Source organism: Marinitoga arctica (genome assembly GCF_054657315.1).
In genome coordinates this window covers 26591-48468 of record NZ_BAAHYY010000002.1, presented here as the reverse complement: position 1 = coordinate 48468, position 21878 = coordinate 26591, and the positions used below count along the sequence as shown (strand labels likewise).

Below are 21878 nucleotides of genomic sequence, written 5' to 3'. Positions count from 1 at the left end.
ATTATCTCCTAAATATCAAAAATAACATGAACCTTAATAATATTATCATTTTGTAATACTTTAGGATAAGCAACTGCTTTAAGTTCTATATCACTATTTAATTCATAAATATTAGAAAAGTAGATTTTTATTTTATCTCTCACATTTTCAACTTTTGCAGGAAATAAACCTTCATTAATTTTATTTAACATATAATTTCCAATATCAAAAAGAATATCATCTAATTCTTTTTCTTTTATATTATAAACATACTCTCTTTCAAGTCCACCTACTACAGGATCAAAGATCCTATTAAAAGAATCACATAAATCTTCTAATAACGCTTCTATAGAATCTCCAGATAATTCAAACATAATATCAGACATATGGTTTAATTCTCTACTCATCTTCTTCAACCACCACTGCTGCATCTGCTACTGTATCATCTTTATCCAATCTAATAGCCCTAACCCCTATTGCGTATCTACTAAGAGTAGATATAGTAGAAACTTCTTCTCTAATAGCTTTTCCCAATTTTGTAAAAACTATTATATGACTGTCTTCATCAACTGTTAATGCTTTTACAATATCTCCTATGCGTGAAGTTTCCTTAACACATTTAAGCCCGACTCCTCCACGATTTTGCAATCTAAAATCATCAAAATTTACTCGTTTTGCAAAACCGTATTCTGTTATTAATAACATACTTTTTTTAGTATCTACTTTTACAGCATTAACCACATTATCATTTTCTCTTAACTTTATAGATCTTACTCCCGAGGCAGTTCTTCCCATTGTTCTTACATCAGAGACCCTAAATCTTAAACTCATTCCTTTTTTACTTATAACCAATACCTCATCGTTCTCTTCAACAATTAATGCATCTATTACCATATCATCTTCTCTAATGGTTATTGCTTTTAATCCATTCTTTCTAATATTGGCAAATTCATTTAATGCTGTTCTTTTTACTACTCCATTTTTCGTAAATAACATTATATATTTATTTTCAATGTCTTTTTCATTTTCTATAGGGATAATTGTTTTTATTTTTTCATCATTATCTAAATATAAATATGTACTAATATGTTTCCCCTTAGTATCTTTTTTACTTTTTTCTATATTATATGCGTTTAATTCAAAAGCTTTTCCTTTAGAAGTTACAAATAACAGTTTTGATAAACTATTTGTTTGTAAAACCTGTATGATAAAATCATTATCTGATTTTTTTATAGCTTTTGAACCTTTACCTCCTCTATTTTGAACTTTATATTCATCGCTTTTCATTGCTTTAATATATCCCCATTGAGTTAAGACAATAACTAAATCTTCTTCTTCTATATTATCCATTTCTTCAACTTTAGAACCCTGAGAAGTAATTAGTGTTCTTCTTTCATCTCCAAATTTTTGCTTTATTTCATCAAGTTCCTCTTTAATAACTTCAAACATTTTGGATTTATTATTTAAAATTTCTAAAGCAACTTTTATTTTTTCTGTTAATTCTGCATATTCTTTTTCTAATTTTTGACCTTCTAGTCTAGATAAACTAATCAATCTCATATCAACAATAGCATTAGCCTGTTCTTTAGTAACATTGATTATTTCCATTAAACTATTTATAGCTTCTTCTCTTCCTTCTGATTGTCTTATAATTTCTATAACCGATTCTATCCCTTCAGAAGCTTTCATTAAACCTTCAACAATATGAGACCTTTTTCTTGCTTTAGCTAACTCATATTGAGTTCTTCTAGTTACAACATCTATTCTATGGTCAATAAATGCTTCTAATATTTCCTTTAAATTCATTACTTTAGGTTTTCTTTTATCAATAACTGTCATCTGTACTGCAAAGGAAATTTGTAAATTTGTATGTTTTAATAATTGATTTATTATTCTTTGTGGGTTTACGTTTTTCTTTAATTCAATTACAACACGAATTCCTTCTTTATCTGATTCATCTCTAATATTTTTTATACCCACATCTTTTTTATTTTCTTTTTGTTTAGTTACATAATTAGCTATTTGTGTAATCAAATCCGCTTTTGATACACCATAAGGTATTTCTCTTATAACTATATTCATACCGTTTTTATTTTCTTCCAATTCATATTTTGATCTTATATGAAAAGAACCTCTTCCTGTTTCATATATATCTTTTAGTTTATTTCCATCCACAATTATTCCACCAGTTGGAAGATCTGGTCCTTTTATATGCTTCATCAAATCAGTTACTGTTGCTTCAGGATTATTTATTAATTCCTTAATTCCATCTATTAATTCATTTAAATTGTGTGAAGGTATATTAGTTGCCATACCAACTGCTATACCATTTACACCGTTCATTAATAAATTAGGTATTCTTGTAGGCAAAACAGATGGTTCTCGTAAAGAACCATCAAAATTATCTAACTCATCTACAGTATTTTTATCTATATCTAATAACATATATTCTGCTAATTCATGCATTTTTGCCTCAGTATACCTCATAGCAGCCGGCGGATCTCTATCAACAGAGCCAAAATTACCTTGGCCTATTACTAAAGGATATCTCAAACTAAAAGGCTGTGCCATTCTAACCAAAGCATCGTAGATGGCTGCGTCACCATGGGGATGATATTTACCCATAACCTCTCCAACAATACGTGCACATTTTTTATATGAGGCAGTATGCCTTAAATTTAATTCAGACATTGAATACAATATTCTTCTTTGAACTGGTTTTAATCCATCTCTAACATCTGGAATAGCCCTACTCGTAATAACACTAAGAGAATATAAAAGATATGATTCTTTTAATTCTTCTTCAAAAGATTTATTTAAAATATCACTCATTAAAAATTACCCTCCTAAATTACGAAATTTTAGCTCCAGGTTCTATGTCTTCATCTGTAGTTAATAAGACTAATTTATCATTTATTTTTGCAGCTAATAACATTCCATTTGATTCTATACCCATTAATTTAGCAGGTTTTAAATTTGCAACAATTATAATTTTTTTACCTATTAAATTTTCTGGTTCGTAATAATTAGCTATTCCTGCAACAATTTGTCTTTTCCCTAACTCACCTAAATCCAATTGTAATTTAATTAATTTTTTCGATTTTTTTACTTTTTCAGCTTCCAAAATTTTTGCTACTCTTAAGTCTATATTTTTAAAATAATCTATATCTATTAAAACATTTTCTATTTTTTCCTGTATCTTTTTTTTCTCCATTTTCTCTTCCTCCTTTTTCATTACAATAACTTTATTCCATTTCTTAACATCTATTCTTTTAAATATTGGTTCACCAATATTTATTTTGTTACCCGTAGGCAATAATCCAATTTTTATATTATCGTTATGTATATACCCTTCTGGATTTTCAATAGATAATTTTTCTAATATTTTTATTGTTGTATCTGGCATAATAGGAGAAATTAATAAAGATATTATTCTAATTGAATCCATTAAATTATACATAACAGTACCTAATCTATTTTTCTTAGTTTCATCTTTTCCTAATATCCATGGCTCTGTTAAATCAATATATTTATTTGTAAATCTAACTAATTCCCATAGGCTTTCTAAAGCATGGGTAAATAAATATTTATCCATATAATATTCGTATTTTTCTATAGTTTTATTAATTAACTCATATAATTTCTCATCAACATCTTCTTTTATATCAGAAGATGGTATTATTCCATCAAAATATTTATTTACCATAGATAATGTCCTATGAACTAAATTACTTAAATCATTTACCAAATCAGAATTGTATCTTGTTATCAAATTATCTTCAGAAAAATCGCCATCTTTTCCAAAAACTATATCTCTCATTAAATAATATCTTATAACATCATTCCCATAGGCTTTTACTAAAACTCTTGGGTCTATAGCATTACCTAATGACTTAGAAATTTTTTCACCATTAACAGTTAACCACCCATGCGCAAAAATTTTCTTTGGCAAAGGTAAACCCACTGACATTAACATAGCAGGCCATATTAGAGAATGAAATCTATTAATTTCTTTTCCTATCAAATGTAAATCAGCAGGCCAATATTTTTCAAACATTTCTATTTTCTCTGGATAACCTAATGCACTAACATAATTTATCAAAGCATCAACCCATACATATATTACATGTTTAGGATCATTTGGCATAGGAACGCCCCAATCAAAAGTTGTTCTTGTTATACTCAAATCCTTCAAACCGCTTTCTAATATTTTTAACATTTCATTTTTTCTAAATTCTGGCTCTACAAAATCAGGATTTTTTTCAAAATACTCTTTTAAAGCATCATTGTATTTTGAAAGTTTAAAGAAATAATTCTCTTCTTCAACCCAATTTACTTCTCTTCCACATGAAGGGCATATTTTTTTATTGTCTTTTTCCTCAATTTCTTCTTTTGTCCAATAAGTTTCACAAGGAACGCAATACCAACCTTCATATTTACCCTTATATATATCTCCATTTTCCAACATTCTATTCACAAAAAATTGTACCGTTTTCATATGCTGCTCATCTGTTGTTCTTACAAAATAATCATTTGTAATTTTTAATTCTTCCCATAATGTTTTAAATTTATCAGCTAACTCATCACATAACTCTTGTGGATTTATCCCTTTAGCTTTTGCAGCTTGTAATATTTTTTGACCATGTTCATCAGTACCTGTTAAATAAAAAACATCATAACCTCTCATTCTTTTATATCTTGAAATTATATCTCCTACTATAGTAGTGTAACTTGAACCTATGTGTGGTTCTGCATTAACATAATATATTGGTGTCGTCACATAAAATTTTTTCATTTTTTATCCTCCTATCTATTTTTCTTGTTTATTATATTATACCATATAGAATATCGAGTATAATTAAGAAGTTTTTAAAATTTTAATCATATTAATTTTTCTAATTCATATTTTTTTTACCTTCAAAAGTTGTATTATTTAAAATGATATGTTAAAATTAAACAAATCATATTCAGATATAGGAGGAATAAAGATGCGAATGTCAAAATATTATGCACCTACCTTAAAAGAAATTCCTAATGATGCAGAAATCAAAAGTCATGAATTATTAATAAGAGGTGCTTTCATTAGAAAAACAGCTTCAGGTGTTTATACTTATTTACCCTTAGGAACAAAAGTGTTAAAAAAGATTGAAAATATAGTTCGCGAAGAAATGGAAAATATTGATGCCCAAGAAATCTTGATGCCTATTATTCAACCAGCTGAAATATGGCAAGAGAGTGGAAGATGGGATGATTATGGCCCGGAAATGATGAAATTAAAAGATAGACATAATAGAGATTTTACTTTAGGACCAACGCACGAAGAAATGATAACTACTATTGTTAAAAACGAATTGAGATCATATAAGCAATTACCCATCTCCTTGTTTCAAATAGCGAACAAATACAGAGATGAAATAAGACCGAGGTTTGGTGTATTAAGAGCTAGAGAATTTATAATGAAAGACGCATACTCCTTTCATGATTCTGAAAAATCATTAGATGAAACATATAAAGCTTTTTATGAAGCTTACGAAAAGATTTTAGAAAGACTAGGCGTAGATTATTTAGTTGTTGAAGCTGATACTGGTGCTATTGGAGGAAGTGATTCTCATGAATTCCAAGTAAAAGCAGAATATGGAGAAAGTACAATTTATTACTGTGATTGTGGATATTCTGCTACTGATGAAAAAGCTATATCAAATGTTCTTTTTGAAGAATCAAAAGAAAATGAAAAACAAATTGAAAAGGTCGTTACTCCAAACGTAAAAACAATTGAAGATGTTGCTACTTTTTTAAACGTTGATAAGAGTAAAATTATAAAATCTCTACTCTTCAAAGGAAGAGAAGGATGGATATTAGCTTTAATTCGTGGAGATTACGAATTAAATACGTCAAAGCTTAGAGCATATTTCGAAGATCAAACTTTAACAATGGGAGAACCTGAAGAAATTAAAAGCGAATTTGGTGTAGAAATTGGTTTTATTGGCCCTGTAGGTATTAAAAATGTAAAAATAATTGCCGATTATAGTGTAAAAAATATGAAAAACTTTATTGTTGGTGGTATGGAAAAAGATACACATTATATAAACGTAAATATAGACAAAGATTTTAAAGTGGATTCTTTTGTTGATATTAGAATGGTTACAAGCGGCGAACCATGCCCAAAATGCGGAAAACCTTTAAAGGAAATCAAAGGTATTGAAGTTGGACAAGTATTTAAATTAGGAACAAAATATTCAGAAAAATTGAATGCATATTACACTGCAGAAGATGGAAAACAAAAACCATTCATCATGGGTTGTTATGGCTGGGGTGTTTCAAGAACTTTAGGCGCTATTGTCGAACAATTACATGATGATTACGGAATAATTTGGCCTAGAAGTATAGCGCCTTTTGAACTAGTAATTATACCAGTTTCAATGAAGCAAAAGGAATTGACAAATAAAGCAGAAGAATTATATAAAATATTAAAAAATAAATATGATGTATTATATGATGATAGAGATGCATCTCCTGGTTTTAAATTTAAAGATTCAGATTTAATTGGAATACCTTTAAAAATAATTTTAGGTAAAAAAATGAAAGAGGGAAAAATAGAAATAAAATTAAGATATGAAAAGAATTCTGAAGAAGTTGATATCAGTAATGGTTTCGATGAATTATTAAAAATAATTGAAAAAAAATTAAATGAATATGACCCAAAAATTTACCTAAAAAGTATTGACAAAGAATAATATTCATGTTATAATTGTTTCGCGTCGGAGAGGTGGCCGAGTGGCCGAAGGCGCTTGCCTGCTAAGCAAGTGAGGGTTATTACCCTCCGTGGGTTCAAATCCCACCCTCTCCGCCATTTTTTTTACCTATTTGAATAGTGCCCGTAGCTCAATTGGATAGAGCATTGGACTGCGGATCCAAAGGTTGCTGGTTCAAATCCAGTCGGGCACGCCAAAACAAAATAGAGGGCAATAAAGCCCTCTATTTTATTAAAGAATTAATTATATCTTTCAAGACTATTGTTGATTTTATTTTTCTATTTTTATAAAGTATGCTTTGGAATGATTACAAGCGGGACATTTTTCTGGTGGTTCATACCCTTCAATAATGTATCCACACTTCTCACATTTCCATAAAACTTTTTCTTCACTTTTAAAAATTGTATCTTTTTCTAACTCTTCGAGTAGATCTTTTAAAATTTTAGCATGATGTTTTTCTGCTATGGCTATTGATTTGAAAAGAAAAGATATATTTTTAAAACCTTCTTTTTCAGCAATTTTAGCAAATTTAGGATATAAAGTTTCATACTCATGAATTTCTTCATCTATAGACATTTTTAAATTTTCTAAAGTATTTCCTATTTTACCAGCTGGAAAATATGATTTAATTTCTACATCTCCACCTTCAAGAAATTTAAAAAAATTTTTGGCATGAGATCTTTCATTCTCGGATAATTCCAAAAAAACTTTTTGAATTTTAACATACCCTTCTTTTTTAGCTACGCCTGCAAAAAAATCATATCTATTCCTTACTTGAGATTCACCAATAAATGCTATTAATAAATTTTTTTCTGTATTTGTTCCCTTTATTGACATATTTTTCACCCCTATTAATACTTATTTACCATACATATTTATCTTTTAGAATATCCTTTGTTTTATTTATTATATTATAATACAATTCTTTGTTTTTTTCTTCTAACAAATCAGGCTCTATTACTAATATATTAGTTTTAAAATTATTTATTATCTCTTCTTCAAAAACCTTTTTTTTACTAAATAATTCTAAATACTTATTAATATAATAAATAGCTAATTTGTTATATTCTTGAATCTTAATATTTTCAATTTTTTTAAGATTTTTTAGTGCTATATCAATTTGATTGTATTTACTTATATCTACTTTAGGCAATTCATAAAATACATATGAAATGTATCTAATATCTTTCTTAATATTTAAGTTATATTTTGCTTTCTTTAAATATTCCGTTTCTTTATTAATAATATTTAAAAATTTATCATATACTTTTTTTGTTAAATTTTTAAAACTATCTTCTATAACTTTATCCTTATAAGGAGAAGAATTGTATTTTATAACAATATCATTATACAAATTAATCATTTCAATTAATTTAAATTCTTCCTCCTTATTAATATACATATCTAAATTTTTTATCATATCTAAAGTATCATTATTTATTATAAGAGATTCTAACTTTTTATAATATTCATTTTGTGATTTCTCTAAATTCGAAAAATTAACTTTAATATTTTGAATTTTATTCTCAATTTCAACAAACTTAGCATTATAATTTAATAACTTATTTTCTATTCCTTTTGTTACATCATCTAAAGATGAATATTTTCCTTCTATATCTTTAGAAATATTATTTATCATTACTTTTAGTGATATGCCATTTGAATAAATATCATTTATTTTTTTATTCATATCAGTATAGTTTTTAATTTCATTATTAAAATTTTGACTTATATAAAAAACTTCACCTTTTATTTCATTTATAACATTCTCCATATTTTCAATTTTAGTGTTTAAATTATTAAGATCTAAATCCTCAATATTTATTTCATTAGTTTGATTTGGTATTTTTTCAAAAAACTTATTTAATTTTTCATCTAAGATCATATTAAATTCTAATTTAATATTATTCTCTAATGTTTTAAATTCTTCATCAAAATCAAAATAGTCATTGTTTTTAATACTTTCATTACCTTTAAATTCTTCAATTATTTTATTAAGTTCATTTACATCCAAATTTTTTAAAATTCTTTTATTTTCTTCTAATCCTATTAGAATATCTGGTATTTGCCTTGTATTAGAGTTTACTATATCTAAAATTTGAAAATTTGCATTTAATTTTTCCAAATTCGAATTCAACCCTTCCAAATTATTAACTTTTTCTTTTACATTTCTCAAGTCTTCTTTTAATTTTAAGTTCATGAAGTACTGATTAACTCCAAAATATATTATTCCTATTAAAGTGATTAAATTTAACAGCATTAATACAAATATCATTACATTATTTTTTCCTTTTGGTGTTGAGTTAATTTTTTTCTGATTTTCTTCTTTCTCATGAGCAATATTTATTTCTAATCTATTTTCTTTTTTAAATTCGCCATTACTCATAATCAGTCACCTCATAATAAAATTTTTTGTAATTTTATTATACCATAAATATATACATACATTAAAAATTTTCATAAAAAAACAAAATAAGGTTTTATTTATAATAGAATGTATTTATACATTATTATAAATAAATAAATATAATTAATATTAAAAATTTTTATTTTAAGCTTATAATTTAGTTATATTTTCTGATATAATTATTTGTTATAATTATATCAACTATAAATTAATATTTGGAGGGATAAACTTGAAAAGATTTAAAACAAATGGCCAAAAGCAGCGATTTCCAAAATCAAAAAACGATAAAATTGGTGTTCTAAATTCCATTGGTTTTAAAATTGGTATTATTATAATCATTTTATCTATACTTCCATTATTAGTTGTTACTTCTTTTATTAATTATTCAATAAAAAATCAGGAAGATGCTATTAGAGAAAATGTAAAAAAGCAATTTACTATAATACAGGAAAGTTATAAAAAACAATTTAATGAATATAATAAAATCCTAGAAAAACAAATCAATGAATATAATGAAGATATTTCAAAACAAATTAAAGACATGAAAACTTCTGTCAATAAAAAATTTGAAGATTTTTTTATTGGCAATTATGATAAAACCTTATCTACTTTATTTTCTATATTTGAAAATAAAATAAAAGAAAATATTAAAACTTTAGAAGATTTTTTAAATGCTATTAGCAGAAGTTCAGCTTTAAAAGAAAAAACCGCTTCAAAAAGTATATCTATTATTGAAAGATATAGTTTATTACAACCTTATACAGATTTACAAAAATTTGATGGTATTCAGTTATGGATAATTAATCCAAAAGTTTTTACTAAAAAAAATGCTTTTGAAGTATCTATAAATGGTACAAATTTTAAAATACAAAGAAAAGCAGAAAGTTATGTACCTGGAAAAGATAATTTAAAAAATATAAATATTAATGATTTGGTCAAAATGAATGCTATTCAAATAATATCTAAAAATCTTTCTTATGGACTGAGCAAAATAGTTTTCGTCAATAATAAACCTTTTTTTCTTGTCTTGACTCCTATATATGATCCCGTATCAACTCAGAAAATTTCTGGCCTTCTTGTAGGATTAAAAGAATTTGGATATAATGATATAGTTGAGATAGGTAATTTGATAGATGCGTACATTGTTATATATTCATCTGATGGAAAAGCATTATTTGGTAATATTCCTGTTTCAAGCTTGCATTTTAATCCTTCTAACGTTGGTAAATTTATTACTGAAACTATATTAAAAAAAGAAACTCGAAGTTTTTATTCAACATCACAGCTATTTCCTTTAATGTATATTCAAATATCAAAACCTATATTAAAAACACAAACAGATTTAAATATAAGTTTAAAAAGTAATTTTTCTCTACCTGAATTTAAAACAGAACCTATTAATATAAAGTTAAATATAGATATGAGCAAAGTCATAAATGTTATAGTTTTTGTAATTTTATCTATAATAATTATATCCATAATAATATCAATTTATATGGGAAAAAGATTTTCTAATGACATAAATATTGTTGCAAAAAATTTAAATAATATATCTCAAGGAAATTTAAAAGATATTGTAAAATTAGAGAAAAATAAGACTGATGAAATTGGAGTTATGATGAATAAAATCCATGAAACATTGGATTTTTTAATCTCTATGTTTAAGGATTTAAATGAAAATATATATAGCTTAAAAATAGCTTCGAAAGAAATAGATACCTCTTCTGAAAAATTAGAAAATACTAAAAACACCATAGAAAAAGTTGTAAAAAGCGTTAAAGATTTAATGGAAGATGTTGAAACCTTCTTAAATTCAATTGATAAAAATATATCTATACTATTTGAAAATAGCAATAATATTTTAACCGAATCAATTACAATTGAAAAAACTATTGATAATTTAAGTGAATTCAATTTAACAACTAAAAAAATGACTGAAGACACAAAAGATACAACAGAATTAATAAATGAACTTATCATGAATTTAGCTTCTAGTTTTGAAGAATTTAATAAAAAGGTGGGAAATGTTTTTGAATTTGTAGAAAAAATAACTAATATTGCAAAACAAACAAATCTTTTAGCTCTAAATGCGGCAATTGAAGCAGCTAGAGCTGGTGAAGCTGGTAAAGGTTTTGCAGTTGTTGCTGATGAAATAAGAAGTTTATCAATTGAAACGAATAATATAGCTGAAGACATATCAAATCAAATTAAATTAATTGGTAATGATATGAAACTATTACTTAATGAAGTTAACTCATCAAAAGAAAATATAAACAATCTTGATTCCATTATGGACAAATTCGAAAATGACATGGAAACCATTAGCAATTTAACTATTGAATTAGATAAAGTTTTTGATATTTTAAAAAACATTATTGAAGAACAAGATAATATTTTAAAATCATTTGATAAAAGTAAGAATGAAATTAATTCTTTCTTAAATGAATCTAAAAATGAGATATTAGAGTTTTCGGAAGTTATAAATAATGAAACAGAAGTTATAAACATTTTGATTAAACAATCAGAAAAATTACAAGCTAGTTCGGAAAAATTAAACTCTATAATATCCTTTTTTAAAGTCAATTAACAGTTATTAATACTCATTAAAGTAAAATTTGCTTTTTTTTCTAAGTTTATGATATAATTTCTCTATATTTTTATAGGGGGTGATTTTGTGGAGAGGGAAGAAATTTTGAAATTGGTTGAAAGTGAAAAAATTAAATTCATTAGATTACAAATCACTGATATTAACGGGCTATTAAAAAATGTGGAAATCCCATGGGATGAATTAAGAAACTCATTTGAAAACGGAACAATGTTTGATGGTTCTTCTATTGAGGGATTTGTTAGAATTGAAGAATCTGATATGTATTTAAAGCCTGATCCTTCAACATTTGCAATTTATCCCTGGACTGATAAAGGTTATAAATCTGCAAGAATAATATGTGACGTTTATAATTCAAATGGACTGCCATTTGAAGGAGATCCAAGATATAGATTAAAACTTGTTCTTAATAAATTAAAAGAAAAAGGGTTTTCTGCTTATGTTGGACCAGAACCAGAATTTTTCTTGTTACCTAAAGACGAAAAAACTCATAAACCTATTTTAGCTTTTTTAGATCATGGCGGATATTTTGACCTATTACCTATTGATCAAGGTGAAGAAACAAGAAAAGATATAGTTCTCGCTTTAGAAGACATGGGAATAAACGTTGAAGCTTCTCATCACGAAGTTGCTCCATCACAACATGAAATAGACTTTACTTACGATGAAGCATTAAAAACTGCAGATAATATACAAACATTTAAATTAGTTGTAAAAACAATAGCTCTATTAAGAGGATTACATGCTACTTTTATGCCCAAACCTTTCTTTGGAGAAAATGGTTCTGGAATGCATACTCATTTAAGTTTATTTAAAGATGGGAAAAATGCTTTTTATGATAACACCAAAGAATTCGAATTAAGCGATACTTTAAAATATTTTGTTGGTGGTGTTTTAAAACATATCAAAGCAATAACTGCTATTGCAAATCCAACTATTAATAGTTATAAAAGATTAGTTCCTGGTTATGAAGCACCTGTAAATATAGCTTGGTCTCCAAGTAATAGAAGCGCATTAATAAGAGTTCCCGCTTCTCGAGGAAAAGGTACTAGAATCGAAGTAAGAAGTCCTGACCCAACAGCAAATCCTTATCTATTATTAGCTTCTTTATTCGCAGCTGGTTTAGAAGGCATAGAAAATAAAATAGAACCACCAAAACCTGTAATTTCAAATATATATAATATGTCTCCAGAAGAAAGAGATAAAGTTGGGATAGATCATCTACCAACAAATTTGAAAGAAGCTATAGAAGAGCTAAAAAAAGACGATCTTTTAAAAGAAGTCCTTGGAAAACATATTTTCGATAAATATATAAAATTAAAAGAAAATGAATGGAAAGAATATTCTATTAATGTAACTGATTGGGAAATTAATAAATATTTATGGATTATGTAACATTTTTCTATTATAATATCCTTGGTTCTAGGGACCTACTAATGGCTGGGTCCCGCGCAACGGGAACCCGCGAACCTGGTCAGGCCCGGAAGGGAGCAGCCATAAGCGGTACTTCCTGTGTGCCGCGGGGGTGCCCAGCCATCTTTAATTTAAGGGGGATTTTTATGCAAAAAAAAATGTTATTATCACTTTTTTTATTAATAACCATGTCTTATTTTTCTATCAATCTTGGGATTTACTCAGATGGAATATTTTTAGAGACTCCTTTAAATAACATAACTTTAAAAGCCGGTTATCCAACTTTTGGACTATCTTATAATAAAAATGAGACTTATATAAATTACAACTTAACTACTGATTTCAATTTGAACAACCCTCAATTGAATAATTATATATCAGCAAGTATTGGAATTAACCTTAATAAAATAGAAATTTATTCTGGTTTATGGAATTCTTTTAACGAATTAAATGCTTCCTCAGATTCAACAACATCAAATATTGGAAATAACGGATTTTTTACAGGAATATCCTCAAATATTAATAATCTTAGATTTTATTTTTCATTATACTTAAAAGTTGGTAATTGGGTAAAATCATCTGATATTATCACTAAATTACCCTCATTTATGGCAAATTTCGATGATTCACCAATGATTACATTGGGTTTAAACTATGAATTCCCTATAAATAATAATAATAAAATAAATATTTTTTTCAATTTCGGAACCAATTATATTAGTTTTCCTAATGGCTTAACATTATATCAATTTAAAAATAACTATAATTTTGGTGTATTATTGACTTTAAATGATTTGATTAAACAGGAGGAATAAAATGAGAGAAAAAAATGAAAAAATTTTTGGTCCTGAGGATTTACAAGATTTAACTCCAGAAGAGATAATTATCCTATACAAAAAAGAAAAAAAAGAAAAGAAAAAAGAAAAGAAAAAAATGAAAAAATTTCAACATTATTATATAGAAAATCCTGAATCCGAATTAACAGTAAGGCAGTTGACTCTTAATCTTAAAAACGGGCATACTTTTCTATTCAAAGCACCTTCAGGTGTATACGGAAAAAAAGAAATAGATAAAGCCACCCAAATTTTGATAGAACATGTAGAAATTAATGGTAAAAAAATATTAGATATTGGTTGTGGTTATGGTGTTATTGGTATAACCTTAAAAAAAGAATATCCTCATATAGATATATACATGAGCGATATAAATAATAGAGCTGTAGAATTTTCTAAAATAAATGCAAAAGACAATAACATTTTTGCCGATATTAGACAAGGATATTTGTTTGAACCATGGAAAAATGAAAAGTTCGATCAAATTATTTCAAATCCACCTATTGTTGCTGGAAAAAAAGTATGGATGAATCTAATAGAAGGTGCATTTGAACATTTAAATAGCGAAGGGTCTTTACAATTAGTAGCCTTTCATAACAAAGGGGGAAGTAGAATTAAAGATTATATGAAAAAAATATTTGGAAATGTTTCTGAAGTAGCTAAAAAAGGCGGTATACGTATTTATAAGTCGGTGAAAGAATAATGTTAGAAGCAAAAAATATTTTTTTTGATTATAATAATAAAAATATTTTTAATAATATTAGCTTATCTTTTAAAAAAAACATACCAATCGGTTTGGTTGGTTCTAATGGAAGTGGAAAATCAACATTATTAAGATTATTATGTGGTATTTTAACTCCTAAAAATGGTCAAATTTATTTATATAATGATTTAATTGATTTTAAAAATGAAAAATCTCTATTGTTTCTAAAAAAACATGTTGGCTATATATTTCAAAATCCAGAAAATCAAATTGTTGGCGTTACAGTAGAAGAAGATATTGCATTTGGATTAGAAAATCTCGGATTAGACAGAAATGAAATGAAAAGAAGAATAAATTGGGCTTTAAATGTTACCGACTTAATTGGCTTAGAAAAAAAAGATCCAAATACTTTATCTGGCGGTCAAAAACAGAGATTAGCTATAGCTTCTATGCTTGCAATGCAACCAGACTTCATCCTTATGGACGAACCCACAACAATGCTCGATCCAGAAGGAAGAGAAGAAATATACAAAGTTATTAAAAATCTTATTAATATTGGTAAAACTATTATAATAGCTTCTCATCATGCAAATGATTTAAGATTTGTTGATAAAATATTGGCATTAGATAATGGAAAAATTGTATTTTATGATGATAAAGAAAAATTTTATGAATGGTCAGAAAATAAAAAATTTAATGTCGAAATTCCTTTTGAAAAAATTGTAAAAAAATATACTGGTAAATCATTAGAGAATTTGGAGAGAAATATATGCCTATAGAAATAAATGATATTTCATATATTTATGCTGAAGGAACCCCTTTTGAATCAATAGCTTTACAAAATATATCATGGAAAATTGAAGAAAACTCAATGTGGGTTATTTTAGGAAAAACAGGATCTGGAAAAACAACACTTGTCCAAACTTTAAACGGTTTGCTTATTCCTAAAAAAGGAAATGTAATTGTAGATGGTATCTCTACTAAAAATCAAAAAAACAATATAAAAATGGTTAGAGAAAAAGTTGGCATGGTCTTTCAATATCCTGAAAATCAATTTTTTCTCCCAACTGTTCTGGAAGAAATTACTTATGCTCCTAAAAATTTTAATAAAAATATAACTCAAAATGATCTCTTTAATATTTTGAATTTAGTTGGTTTAAATAAAAGTTTTTTAAATAGAAATCCTTTTTCTTTATCTGGTGGAGAAATGCGCAGAGTTGCTATAGCCTCTGTATTATCTTATGATCCAAAGTATATTATATTTGACGAACCTACTGTAGGTTTAGATTATGATGGACGAAAAAAAATTTGGAATATCATAAAAAAGTTACAAAAAATAGAAAAAACAATTATTGTCATAACACATTGGATAGATGAATTAATTACTTTTAAACCTAATGTTCTACACATTCATAATAATCAAATAAGTTACAAAGGATCCTTTGATAATTTTATATTGCTAGGTGAAAGTGAATTAAAGAAAAAAAATATAGTTTTCTCAGAGAAACTGAAATTATACTACTGTTCATTAAAAAATAATATAAAATTAGAAAAAATATTTCATTATTGAAAAGAAAAGTCGTTGACTAATTGAATTTTTCATGTTATAATACTATTTGTCTTGGGAGGTCGTCTAATGGCAGGACAGCGGACTCTGGATCCGCTTATGGAGGTTCGAATCCTCCCCTCCCAGCCAAAGTTAAATAGATACACGCCTGTAGCTCAATTGGTAGAGCGGCGGTCTCCAAAATCGCAGGCTGGGGGTTCAAGTCCCTCCGGGCGTGCCATTTTTTCTTGTAAGTGGGCCATTAGCTCAGCTGGTAGAGCGGCTGACTCTTAATCAGTAGGCCGTGGGTTCGAATCCCGCATGGCCCACCATTATGAAAAGATATTAATGCAACAAGAGTAAAGCGGAAGCCACCCAGTAGCTTCCCACCTCGGGTAATAAGCCGTCAGGGGTAATATTTATAAGGGAAATATATGGGTGGAGTGTATTCCACCCATTTTGTTTATATAATTATTTTTATCACTGTTTAGTGAAAGAATAGGAGGGATAAGTATTAAGAAATCGAAAGATACAACCTTAAGAAACGAGGAGATTAAAACTAAAGAAGTCAGAGTGGTTAGCAACACAGGTGAACAATTAGGAGTAATGGAAACAAAAAAAGCATTACAACTTGCTCATCAAGAAGGACTCGATTTAGTATTAGTTGCTCCAAATTCTAATCCACCAGTTGCAAAAATCATGGATTATGGAAAATATAAGTATGAAAAAGAAAAAAGAGAAAAGGAAGCTAAGAAAAAGCAAAAAAAACAAGTATTGAAAGAAATGAAATTCAGATTAAGAATCGATGAACATGATTTCAATACCAAAGTTAGAAGAATTAAATCTTTCCTTGAAGATGGGAATAAAGTAAGAGTGGTTGTAATGTTTTTAGGGAGAGATATAATGTTTACTGATAAAGGAAAGGAAATATTAAATAAGGTTATTAAAAGCGTTGAAGATATTGCTGAAGTAACAAGAGCACCTAAAATGGCTGGAAGAGACATGGATATGATTTTATCACCAAAAAATAAAAAATAATTCAAAGGAGGACTAATTATGAAGACTAAAAGACATTCTGCATCAGCTAAAAGATTCAAAGTAACAGGTTCTGGAAAAATTAGAATGAGAAGATCAAATGTTGGACATAACACAAGAATAAGAGGTAAAAAAAGAATGAAGAGATTACATCAATACAAAGATATTCCAACAGGATTAAACGAAAAAGTAGAAAGATTACTCGGATTGAAATAATAAATAATAAATAATTGAAAGGAGAGTCTATAAATGAGAGTAAAAAGAGCTGTTCATGCTAGAAAAAAAAGAAAAAAATATTTAAAAGCTGCTAAAGGATACAGAGGTGCACTTAGCAGAAGATATGTATTAGCTAAACAACAATTTTTTAGATCAGGAAAATATGCTTATGCTGGTAGAAAACAAAAGAAAAGAGATTTCAGAAGACTTTGGATAACAAGAATAAACGCTGCTGCTAGAAACGAAGGCTTAAAATATAACGATTTAATTCACGGTTTAAAAATTGCAGGTATAACTATTAACAGAAAAATGTTATCAGAACTCGCAGTAAATGATTATGAAGCTTTCAAAGAATATGTAAATATAGCTAAAGAAGCTTTATCCAAATAATATTTGAGGCACCTAAAGGTGCCTCAAATATTATTTAAATACATTTGTTATACAAAGATAAGATTCATTAATTTTATTCAATATCTCATCATAAACCTCTTGAATATTAAATTCTTTTAGATCCCATACCTTAGATTTTAAAACCATCAAAACAGGAAATTTTATATTCATATCCGGAATTTTATAGGAATCAAGTAAGAATACATTATTTTTCATAATATATGTTTTTGCCAATTTTCCCAATTCAATTATCAACGATTTATTTTCATATTTTTCTGGAATTTCAAAAACTAAATGGATTTCATTAGATGTATAATATAAAAATATCCCTTCATAATACCATGAATTGTATGAATCTAAAATAAAATCTAATAATTTTTCATCAATCTCTTTATACAAAGAAATATATTTAATACCTTTTATCTTTTCTGATAATATATACCTTTTTATTAAACTTTCATTTCCATTAATATAATAGCTAGGTATTACAAATGGAGATTGACATATCCCCATATTTATATTAACATTCAATTTTTTGTTATATTTTTTTGCCAAATTGAGATATTCATTTTTTAAAAAGTCTATATCTTTATTATAAATTTTTTGTGGATATAATGTACTCATATATTTTGATGGTTTTCCAGGTAATAAGGATAAAAAAGATCTTCCTTCATTATTATAAAAGATATTTAAACTTGGAAACTTGTTATTGACATCAAAAATAGAAAAAAATATTAAATGATCATATTCATCAGCTAATTTATCTTTTTTTTCATTTAAATACTCAATTGCAACTTTTTTCAATTCTTTTAAATTTTCTAATTCAATCACATATAGTCACCTACCTAAATATCATATTTATCAAATTAAGAAAATCTGTATAAAGTATTTTTTCTCCATCTGCTGTATATTCTATAGGTTGAATAGTTTCTGTTTTAATTGTCTTTTTTACATCAAAAATAATTTTAAATCTTGCATATTTTCCAAAATAATAAGCATCACCTTCAAATATAACATTTATTTTATTTAAATATCTTGAACAATACCATTTTGTATTTGAAAAAAATTTTTCGAAATATGGACCTATTTTCTTATCTGGATACCCATAAAAAGAACTATTTTTTATAATATTTATACACTCTTCGTCATTAAGATTTATTTTAAATAAATCTTTTAAATAAAAAATATATATAAATGATAGAATTAATATTGTTGTCAATATAGCTGCTAATATTAATATTAATATTTGTTTCACTGTTATTTTATCATTAATAATATCACCCCCATTTATTTTTCTATAAAATTATCAAAATATCCCTTGAATTATTAACATCATTAAAGTATAATTGTATAAACAATAATCGTTTAGGAGGTAAAAGCATGGATATTGGTAAAAGATATACACCAAACGAAATTGAAACAAAATGGTATAAATTTTGGATTGATAATGAATTGTTTAAAGCAAAGGGAGAAGGAAATGGGAAATTTTCAATGGTTATACCTCCACCAAATATAACAGGAAAAATACACATGGGACACGCATTAAATATATCTTTGCAGGATATAGTAACTCGTTTTAATAGAATGCAAGGGAAAGATACATTATGGCTACCTGGTGAAGATCATGCAGGTATTGCGACTCAACATGTTGTTGAAAAGTTCTTAATAAAAAGTGAAGGAAAAAGGAAAGAGGAATATGGAAGAGATGAATTTATAGAAAGAGTTTGGAAATGGGCAAATGAATATAGAGATCATATAAAAAAACAAATAATGGCTATTGGTGCTTCTGTTGATTGGTCAAGGGAAAGATTTACATTAGATGATGGATTAAATAAAGCTGTTAGAAAAGTTTTTGTTGAACTATATAACGAAGGTTTAATCTATAAAGGAAAATACATTGTAAATTGGTGTCCAAGCTGTGGAACAGTTTTATCAGATGAAGAAGTTGAACATAAAGATGAAGATGGAGCATTTTACCATATTAAATATCCTATAAAAGGTGAAGATAATTATATAATAATAGCAACAACAAGGCCTGAAACAATGTTAGGGGATACTGCAATTGCTGTCCATCCGTCTGATGAAAGATATAAAGATTATGTCGGTAAAACTGCTATATTACCATTAGTAGGTAGGGAAATCCCTATAATTGCTGATAAGTATGTTGATCCATCATTTGGAACAGGTGCTTTAAAAGTTACTCCTGCTCATGACCCAAATGATTATCTAATGGGGCAAAGACACAATTTAGAAACAGTTCAAATAATGGATGAATTTGCAAAAATAAATGAAAACGGCGGTAAATATGCTGGTTTAGATAGAAAAGAAGCAAGAAAGGCTGTTGTTGAAGATTTAGAAAAAGAAGGCTTCTTAATAAAAATAGAAGAAATGAAACATTCTGTAGGACATTGTTATAGGTGCAATACTGTTGTAGAACCCTTTTTATTAGATCAATGGTTTGTAAAAATGAAACCATTAGCAGAAAAAGCAATTGATGCTGTTGAAAAAGCTGATATAAAGTTTTATCCCGGAAGATGGAAAAAAGTATATCTAAATTGGATGAATGAAATAAGAGATTGGTGTATTTCTAGACAATTATGGTGGGGACATAGAATACCGGTATGGTATTGTGATGATTGTGATCATATTAATGTTTCTGAAGAAGATATCAGCACATGCCAAAAATGTGGTTCTAAAAACATACATCAAGACGAAGATGTTTTAGATACTTGGTTTAGTTCTGCACTATGGCCATTTTCAACGTTAGGATGGCCCAATCAAACTGATGATTTAAAAAAATATTATCCAACTGATTTACTTGTAACTGGATTTGATATAATATTCTTCTGGGTAGCTAGAATGATAGTTATGGGCGAAAAGTTCATGAATGAAAAACCATTCTCTGATGTATATATTCATCAGTTAGTTAGAGACAAACATGGAAGAAAGATGTCAAAATCATTAGGTAATGGTATTGACCCACTAGAAATCATAGAAAAATTTGGTGCTGACCCTATGAGATTTACATTAGCAATATTGGCAGCTCAAGGACGGGATATTAAATTAGATCCTCAAGCATTTGAATCATATTCTAAATTTGCTAACAAAATTTGGAATGCTACGAGATTTGTATTACTGAATATGGATGATTTTGAGAAAATAGAACTTTCACCTGAAATGTTGGAGTTAGAAGATAAATGGATGTTCTCTAAACTAAATAAAACTATAAATATAGTTACTAATTCTCTTAAAAAATACGAATTTAACATAGCAGCTAGGGCATTATATGATTTCTTCTGGAATGAATATTGTGATTGGTATATAGAAGCTGTAAAAAATAGATTAAAATCAAAAAATAAAAAAGTAGCTCAAAATGTTTTAGTCAGAGTTTTAGATTCTTCTTTAAGATTATTACACCCATTTATGCCATTCTTAACCGAAGAATTATGGCAAAATTTACCACGTATTACAGAGGAAAAATATTTAATAACAGCAAAATGGCCTGAATATATTGAAAAATATGCTTTTGAAAATGAAGAAGAAGAATTTGAAAAGATCAAAGCATTTATAAAAGGAATTAGAAATGTTAAAGCAGAAATAAATATACCTCAAATCAAAAAAGTTGAAATTGCTTATAAAGCATTAAAAGATGATAGTTGGATTAAAAGAAACCAATTGCTAATTAAAGAATTAGCTTTTGTTACAGAATTAAACAAAGTTGATTCAAAACCTGACAAATCAGCTACTTCATATGTTGATGATTCAATTGAAGCCTATGTAAAATTAGGAGAATTGATTGATATTGAAGCAGAAAAAGTGCGATTAAATAAAAAGAAAGAAAAACTTGAAAAAGAATTTATAAAATATGATAAAAAAATAAATAACACTAACTTTATGGCAAAAGCTCCTGAAGAGGTTATTGAAGAGGTTAAAGAAAAACATACTTTTGTGAAAAAACAGATTGAAAAATTAGAAAAATTATTAGAGGAGTTAAATTAG

General features: G+C 26.9%; 18 protein-coding genes, 5 tRNA genes and 1 other RNA gene. 17 read left to right on the top strand and 7 right to left on the bottom strand.

Annotation, left to right across the window (positions count from 1 at the left end; genetic code table 11):
* Positions 1–8: 8 nt before the first annotated feature.
* The 3 genes from ACYQ44_RS00940 to metG are packed head-to-tail and all read right to left on the bottom strand — an operon-like array spanning position 9 to position 4774.
* Positions 9–386: an archease gene (locus tag ACYQ44_RS00940; protein ID WP_459994598.1), complete on the bottom strand. Its 378-nt coding sequence runs from the start codon at positions 384–386 to the stop codon at positions 9–11.
* Positions 379–2811 (bottom strand): DNA gyrase subunit A, encoded by a 2433-nt coding sequence (gene gyrA / locus ACYQ44_RS00935; RefSeq protein ID WP_459994597.1) that lies wholly within the window; start codon positions 2809–2811, stop codon positions 379–381. Before gyrA ends, ACYQ44_RS00940 begins: the two co-directional genes overlap by 8 nt.
* Before the next feature lie 19 nt (positions 2812–2830).
* Complete coding sequence (gene metG / locus ACYQ44_RS00930; protein WP_459994596.1) at positions 2831–4774, bottom strand: methionine--tRNA ligase; 1944 nt, start codon at positions 4772–4774, stop codon at positions 2831–2833.
* 193 nt (positions 4775–4967) lie between these two features.
* On the opposite strand from metG, the gene ACYQ44_RS00925 reads away from it, so the two are divergent.
* The 3 genes from ACYQ44_RS00925 to ACYQ44_RS00915 all read left to right on the top strand — a co-directional run bounded on the left by ACYQ44_RS00925 (position 4968) and on the right by ACYQ44_RS00915 (position 6927).
* Complete coding sequence (locus tag ACYQ44_RS00925; RefSeq protein ID WP_459994595.1) at positions 4968–6713, top strand: proline--tRNA ligase; 1746 nt, start codon at positions 4968–4970, stop codon at positions 6711–6713.
* A 26-nt stretch (positions 6714–6739) separates the two neighbouring features.
* A tRNA-Ser gene (locus ACYQ44_RS00920) sits at positions 6740–6829 on the top strand.
* A gap of 21 nt (positions 6830–6850) precedes the next feature.
* Positions 6851–6927, top strand: a tRNA-Arg gene (locus tag ACYQ44_RS00915).
* Between the two features lie 74 nt (positions 6928–7001).
* Here the strand turns inward: ACYQ44_RS00915 and rbr are convergent.
* Entirely contained in the window at positions 7002–7568 is a 567-nt protein-coding gene (gene rbr / locus ACYQ44_RS00910) for a rubrerythrin (protein ID WP_459994594.1), read from the bottom strand.
* Positions 7569–7593: 25 nt separating this feature from the next.
* Positions 7594–9117 (bottom strand): HECT domain-containing protein, encoded by a 1524-nt coding sequence (locus tag ACYQ44_RS00905; RefSeq protein ID WP_459994593.1) that lies wholly within the window; start codon positions 9115–9117, stop codon positions 7594–7596.
* Between the two features lie 250 nt (positions 9118–9367).
* Between ACYQ44_RS00905 and ACYQ44_RS00900 the strand changes: the two genes are divergently transcribed.
* The 13 genes from ACYQ44_RS00900 (at position 9368) to rplT (ending at position 17879) form a co-directional block, all read left to right on the top strand.
* On the top strand, positions 9368–11725 hold the full coding sequence (locus ACYQ44_RS00900) for a methyl-accepting chemotaxis protein (protein ID WP_459994592.1): 2358 nt from the start codon (positions 9368–9370) through the stop codon (positions 11723–11725).
* A gap of 87 nt (positions 11726–11812) precedes the next feature.
* Positions 11813–13138, top strand: a complete 1326-nt coding sequence (gene glnA, locus ACYQ44_RS00895; RefSeq protein ID WP_459994591.1) for a type I glutamate--ammonia ligase — start codon at positions 11813–11815, stop codon at positions 13136–13138.
* A gap of 43 nt (positions 13139–13181) precedes the next feature.
* An RNA gene (gene ffs / locus ACYQ44_RS00890) (signal recognition particle sRNA small type) lies at positions 13182–13281 on the top strand.
* A 21-nt stretch (positions 13282–13302) separates the two neighbouring features.
* Complete coding sequence (locus tag ACYQ44_RS00885) at positions 13303–13971, top strand: hypothetical protein (protein ID WP_459994590.1); 669 nt, start codon at positions 13303–13305, stop codon at positions 13969–13971.
* Between the two features lie 118 nt (positions 13972–14089).
* Complete coding sequence (locus ACYQ44_RS00880; RefSeq protein ID WP_459994663.1) at positions 14090–14692, top strand: class I SAM-dependent methyltransferase; 603 nt, start codon at positions 14090–14092, stop codon at positions 14690–14692.
* On the top strand, positions 14692–15471 hold the full coding sequence (locus ACYQ44_RS00875; protein WP_459994589.1) for an energy-coupling factor ABC transporter ATP-binding protein: 780 nt from the start codon (positions 14692–14694) through the stop codon (positions 15469–15471). The genes ACYQ44_RS00880 and ACYQ44_RS00875 overlap by 1 nt, the downstream gene beginning before the upstream one ends.
* Entirely contained in the window at positions 15462–16262 is an 801-nt protein-coding gene (locus ACYQ44_RS00870; protein WP_459994588.1) for an ATP-binding cassette domain-containing protein, read from the top strand. Before ACYQ44_RS00875 ends, ACYQ44_RS00870 begins: the two co-directional genes overlap by 10 nt.
* A gap of 52 nt (positions 16263–16314) precedes the next feature.
* A tRNA-Gln gene (locus ACYQ44_RS00865) sits at positions 16315–16388 on the top strand.
* A 15-nt stretch (positions 16389–16403) separates the two neighbouring features.
* Positions 16404–16479 (top strand) — tRNA-Trp (locus ACYQ44_RS00860).
* Between the two features lie 15 nt (positions 16480–16494).
* A tRNA-Lys gene (locus ACYQ44_RS00855) sits at positions 16495–16570 on the top strand.
* Between the two features lie 181 nt (positions 16571–16751).
* Positions 16752–17276: a translation initiation factor IF-3 gene (infC, locus tag ACYQ44_RS00850; RefSeq protein WP_459994662.1), complete on the top strand. Its 525-nt coding sequence runs from the start codon at positions 16752–16754 to the stop codon at positions 17274–17276.
* 18 nt (positions 17277–17294) lie between these two features.
* Entirely contained in the window at positions 17295–17489 is a 195-nt protein-coding gene (locus ACYQ44_RS00845; protein ID WP_459994587.1) for a large ribosomal subunit protein bL35, read from the top strand.
* A gap of 33 nt (positions 17490–17522) precedes the next feature.
* A complete protein-coding gene (gene rplT, locus ACYQ44_RS00840; protein ID WP_459994586.1) occupies positions 17523–17879 on the top strand; it encodes a 50S ribosomal protein L20 in 357 nt (118 codons plus the stop codon).
* A gap of 30 nt (positions 17880–17909) precedes the next feature.
* Here the strand turns inward: rplT and ACYQ44_RS00835 are convergent, their stop codons facing one another.
* Together ACYQ44_RS00835 and ACYQ44_RS00830 are read right to left on the bottom strand one after the other, a co-directional pair.
* The gene (locus ACYQ44_RS00835) at positions 17910–18710 is read right to left on the bottom strand and encodes a DUF4895 domain-containing protein (protein ID WP_459994585.1); all 801 of its coding nucleotides are present in this window, start codon (positions 18708–18710) and stop codon (positions 17910–17912) included.
* Between the two features lie 10 nt (positions 18711–18720).
* A complete protein-coding gene (locus tag ACYQ44_RS00830) occupies positions 18721–19134 on the bottom strand; it encodes a hypothetical protein (protein WP_459994584.1) in 414 nt (137 codons plus the stop codon).
* Between the two features lie 125 nt (positions 19135–19259).
* Between ACYQ44_RS00830 and ACYQ44_RS00825 the strand changes: the two genes are divergently transcribed.
* Entirely contained in the window at positions 19260–21878 is a 2619-nt protein-coding gene (locus ACYQ44_RS00825) for a valine--tRNA ligase (protein WP_459994583.1), read from the top strand.

Coding starts and splice junctions, on each gene's coding strand:
- ACYQ44_RS00880 (WP_459994663.1), top strand. CDS start 14,090: ATGAAAAAATTTCAACATTATTATATAGAAAATCCTGAATCCGAATTA.
- ACYQ44_RS00870 (WP_459994588.1), top strand. CDS start 15,462: ATGCCTATAGAAATAAATGATATTTCATATATTTATGCTGAAGGAACC.
- ACYQ44_RS00905 (WP_459994593.1), bottom strand. CDS start 9,117: ATGAGTAATGGCGAATTTAAAAAAGAAAATAGATTAGAAATAAATATT.
- ACYQ44_RS00875 (WP_459994589.1), top strand. CDS start 14,692: ATGTTAGAAGCAAAAAATATTTTTTTTGATTATAATAATAAAAATATT.
- rplT (WP_459994586.1), top strand. CDS start 17,523: ATGAGAGTAAAAAGAGCTGTTCATGCTAGAAAAAAAAGAAAAAAATAT.
- ACYQ44_RS00925 (WP_459994595.1), top strand. CDS start 4,968: ATGCGAATGTCAAAATATTATGCACCTACCTTAAAAGAAATTCCTAAT.
- ACYQ44_RS00845 (WP_459994587.1), top strand. CDS start 17,295: ATGAAGACTAAAAGACATTCTGCATCAGCTAAAAGATTCAAAGTAACA.
- ACYQ44_RS00940 (WP_459994598.1), bottom strand. CDS start 386: ATGAGTAGAGAATTAAACCATATGTCTGATATTATGTTTGAATTATCT.
- metG (WP_459994596.1), bottom strand. CDS start 4,774: ATGAAAAAATTTTATGTGACGACACCAATATATTATGTTAATGCAGAA.
- rbr (WP_459994594.1), bottom strand. CDS start 7,568: ATGTCAATAAAGGGAACAAATACAGAAAAAAATTTATTAATAGCATTT.
- ACYQ44_RS00885 (WP_459994590.1), top strand. CDS start 13,303: ATGCAAAAAAAAATGTTATTATCACTTTTTTTATTAATAACCATGTCT.
- ACYQ44_RS00825 (WP_459994583.1), top strand. CDS start 19,260: ATGGATATTGGTAAAAGATATACACCAAACGAAATTGAAACAAAATGG.
- gyrA (WP_459994597.1), bottom strand. CDS start 2,811: ATGAGTGATATTTTAAATAAATCTTTTGAAGAAGAATTAAAAGAATCA.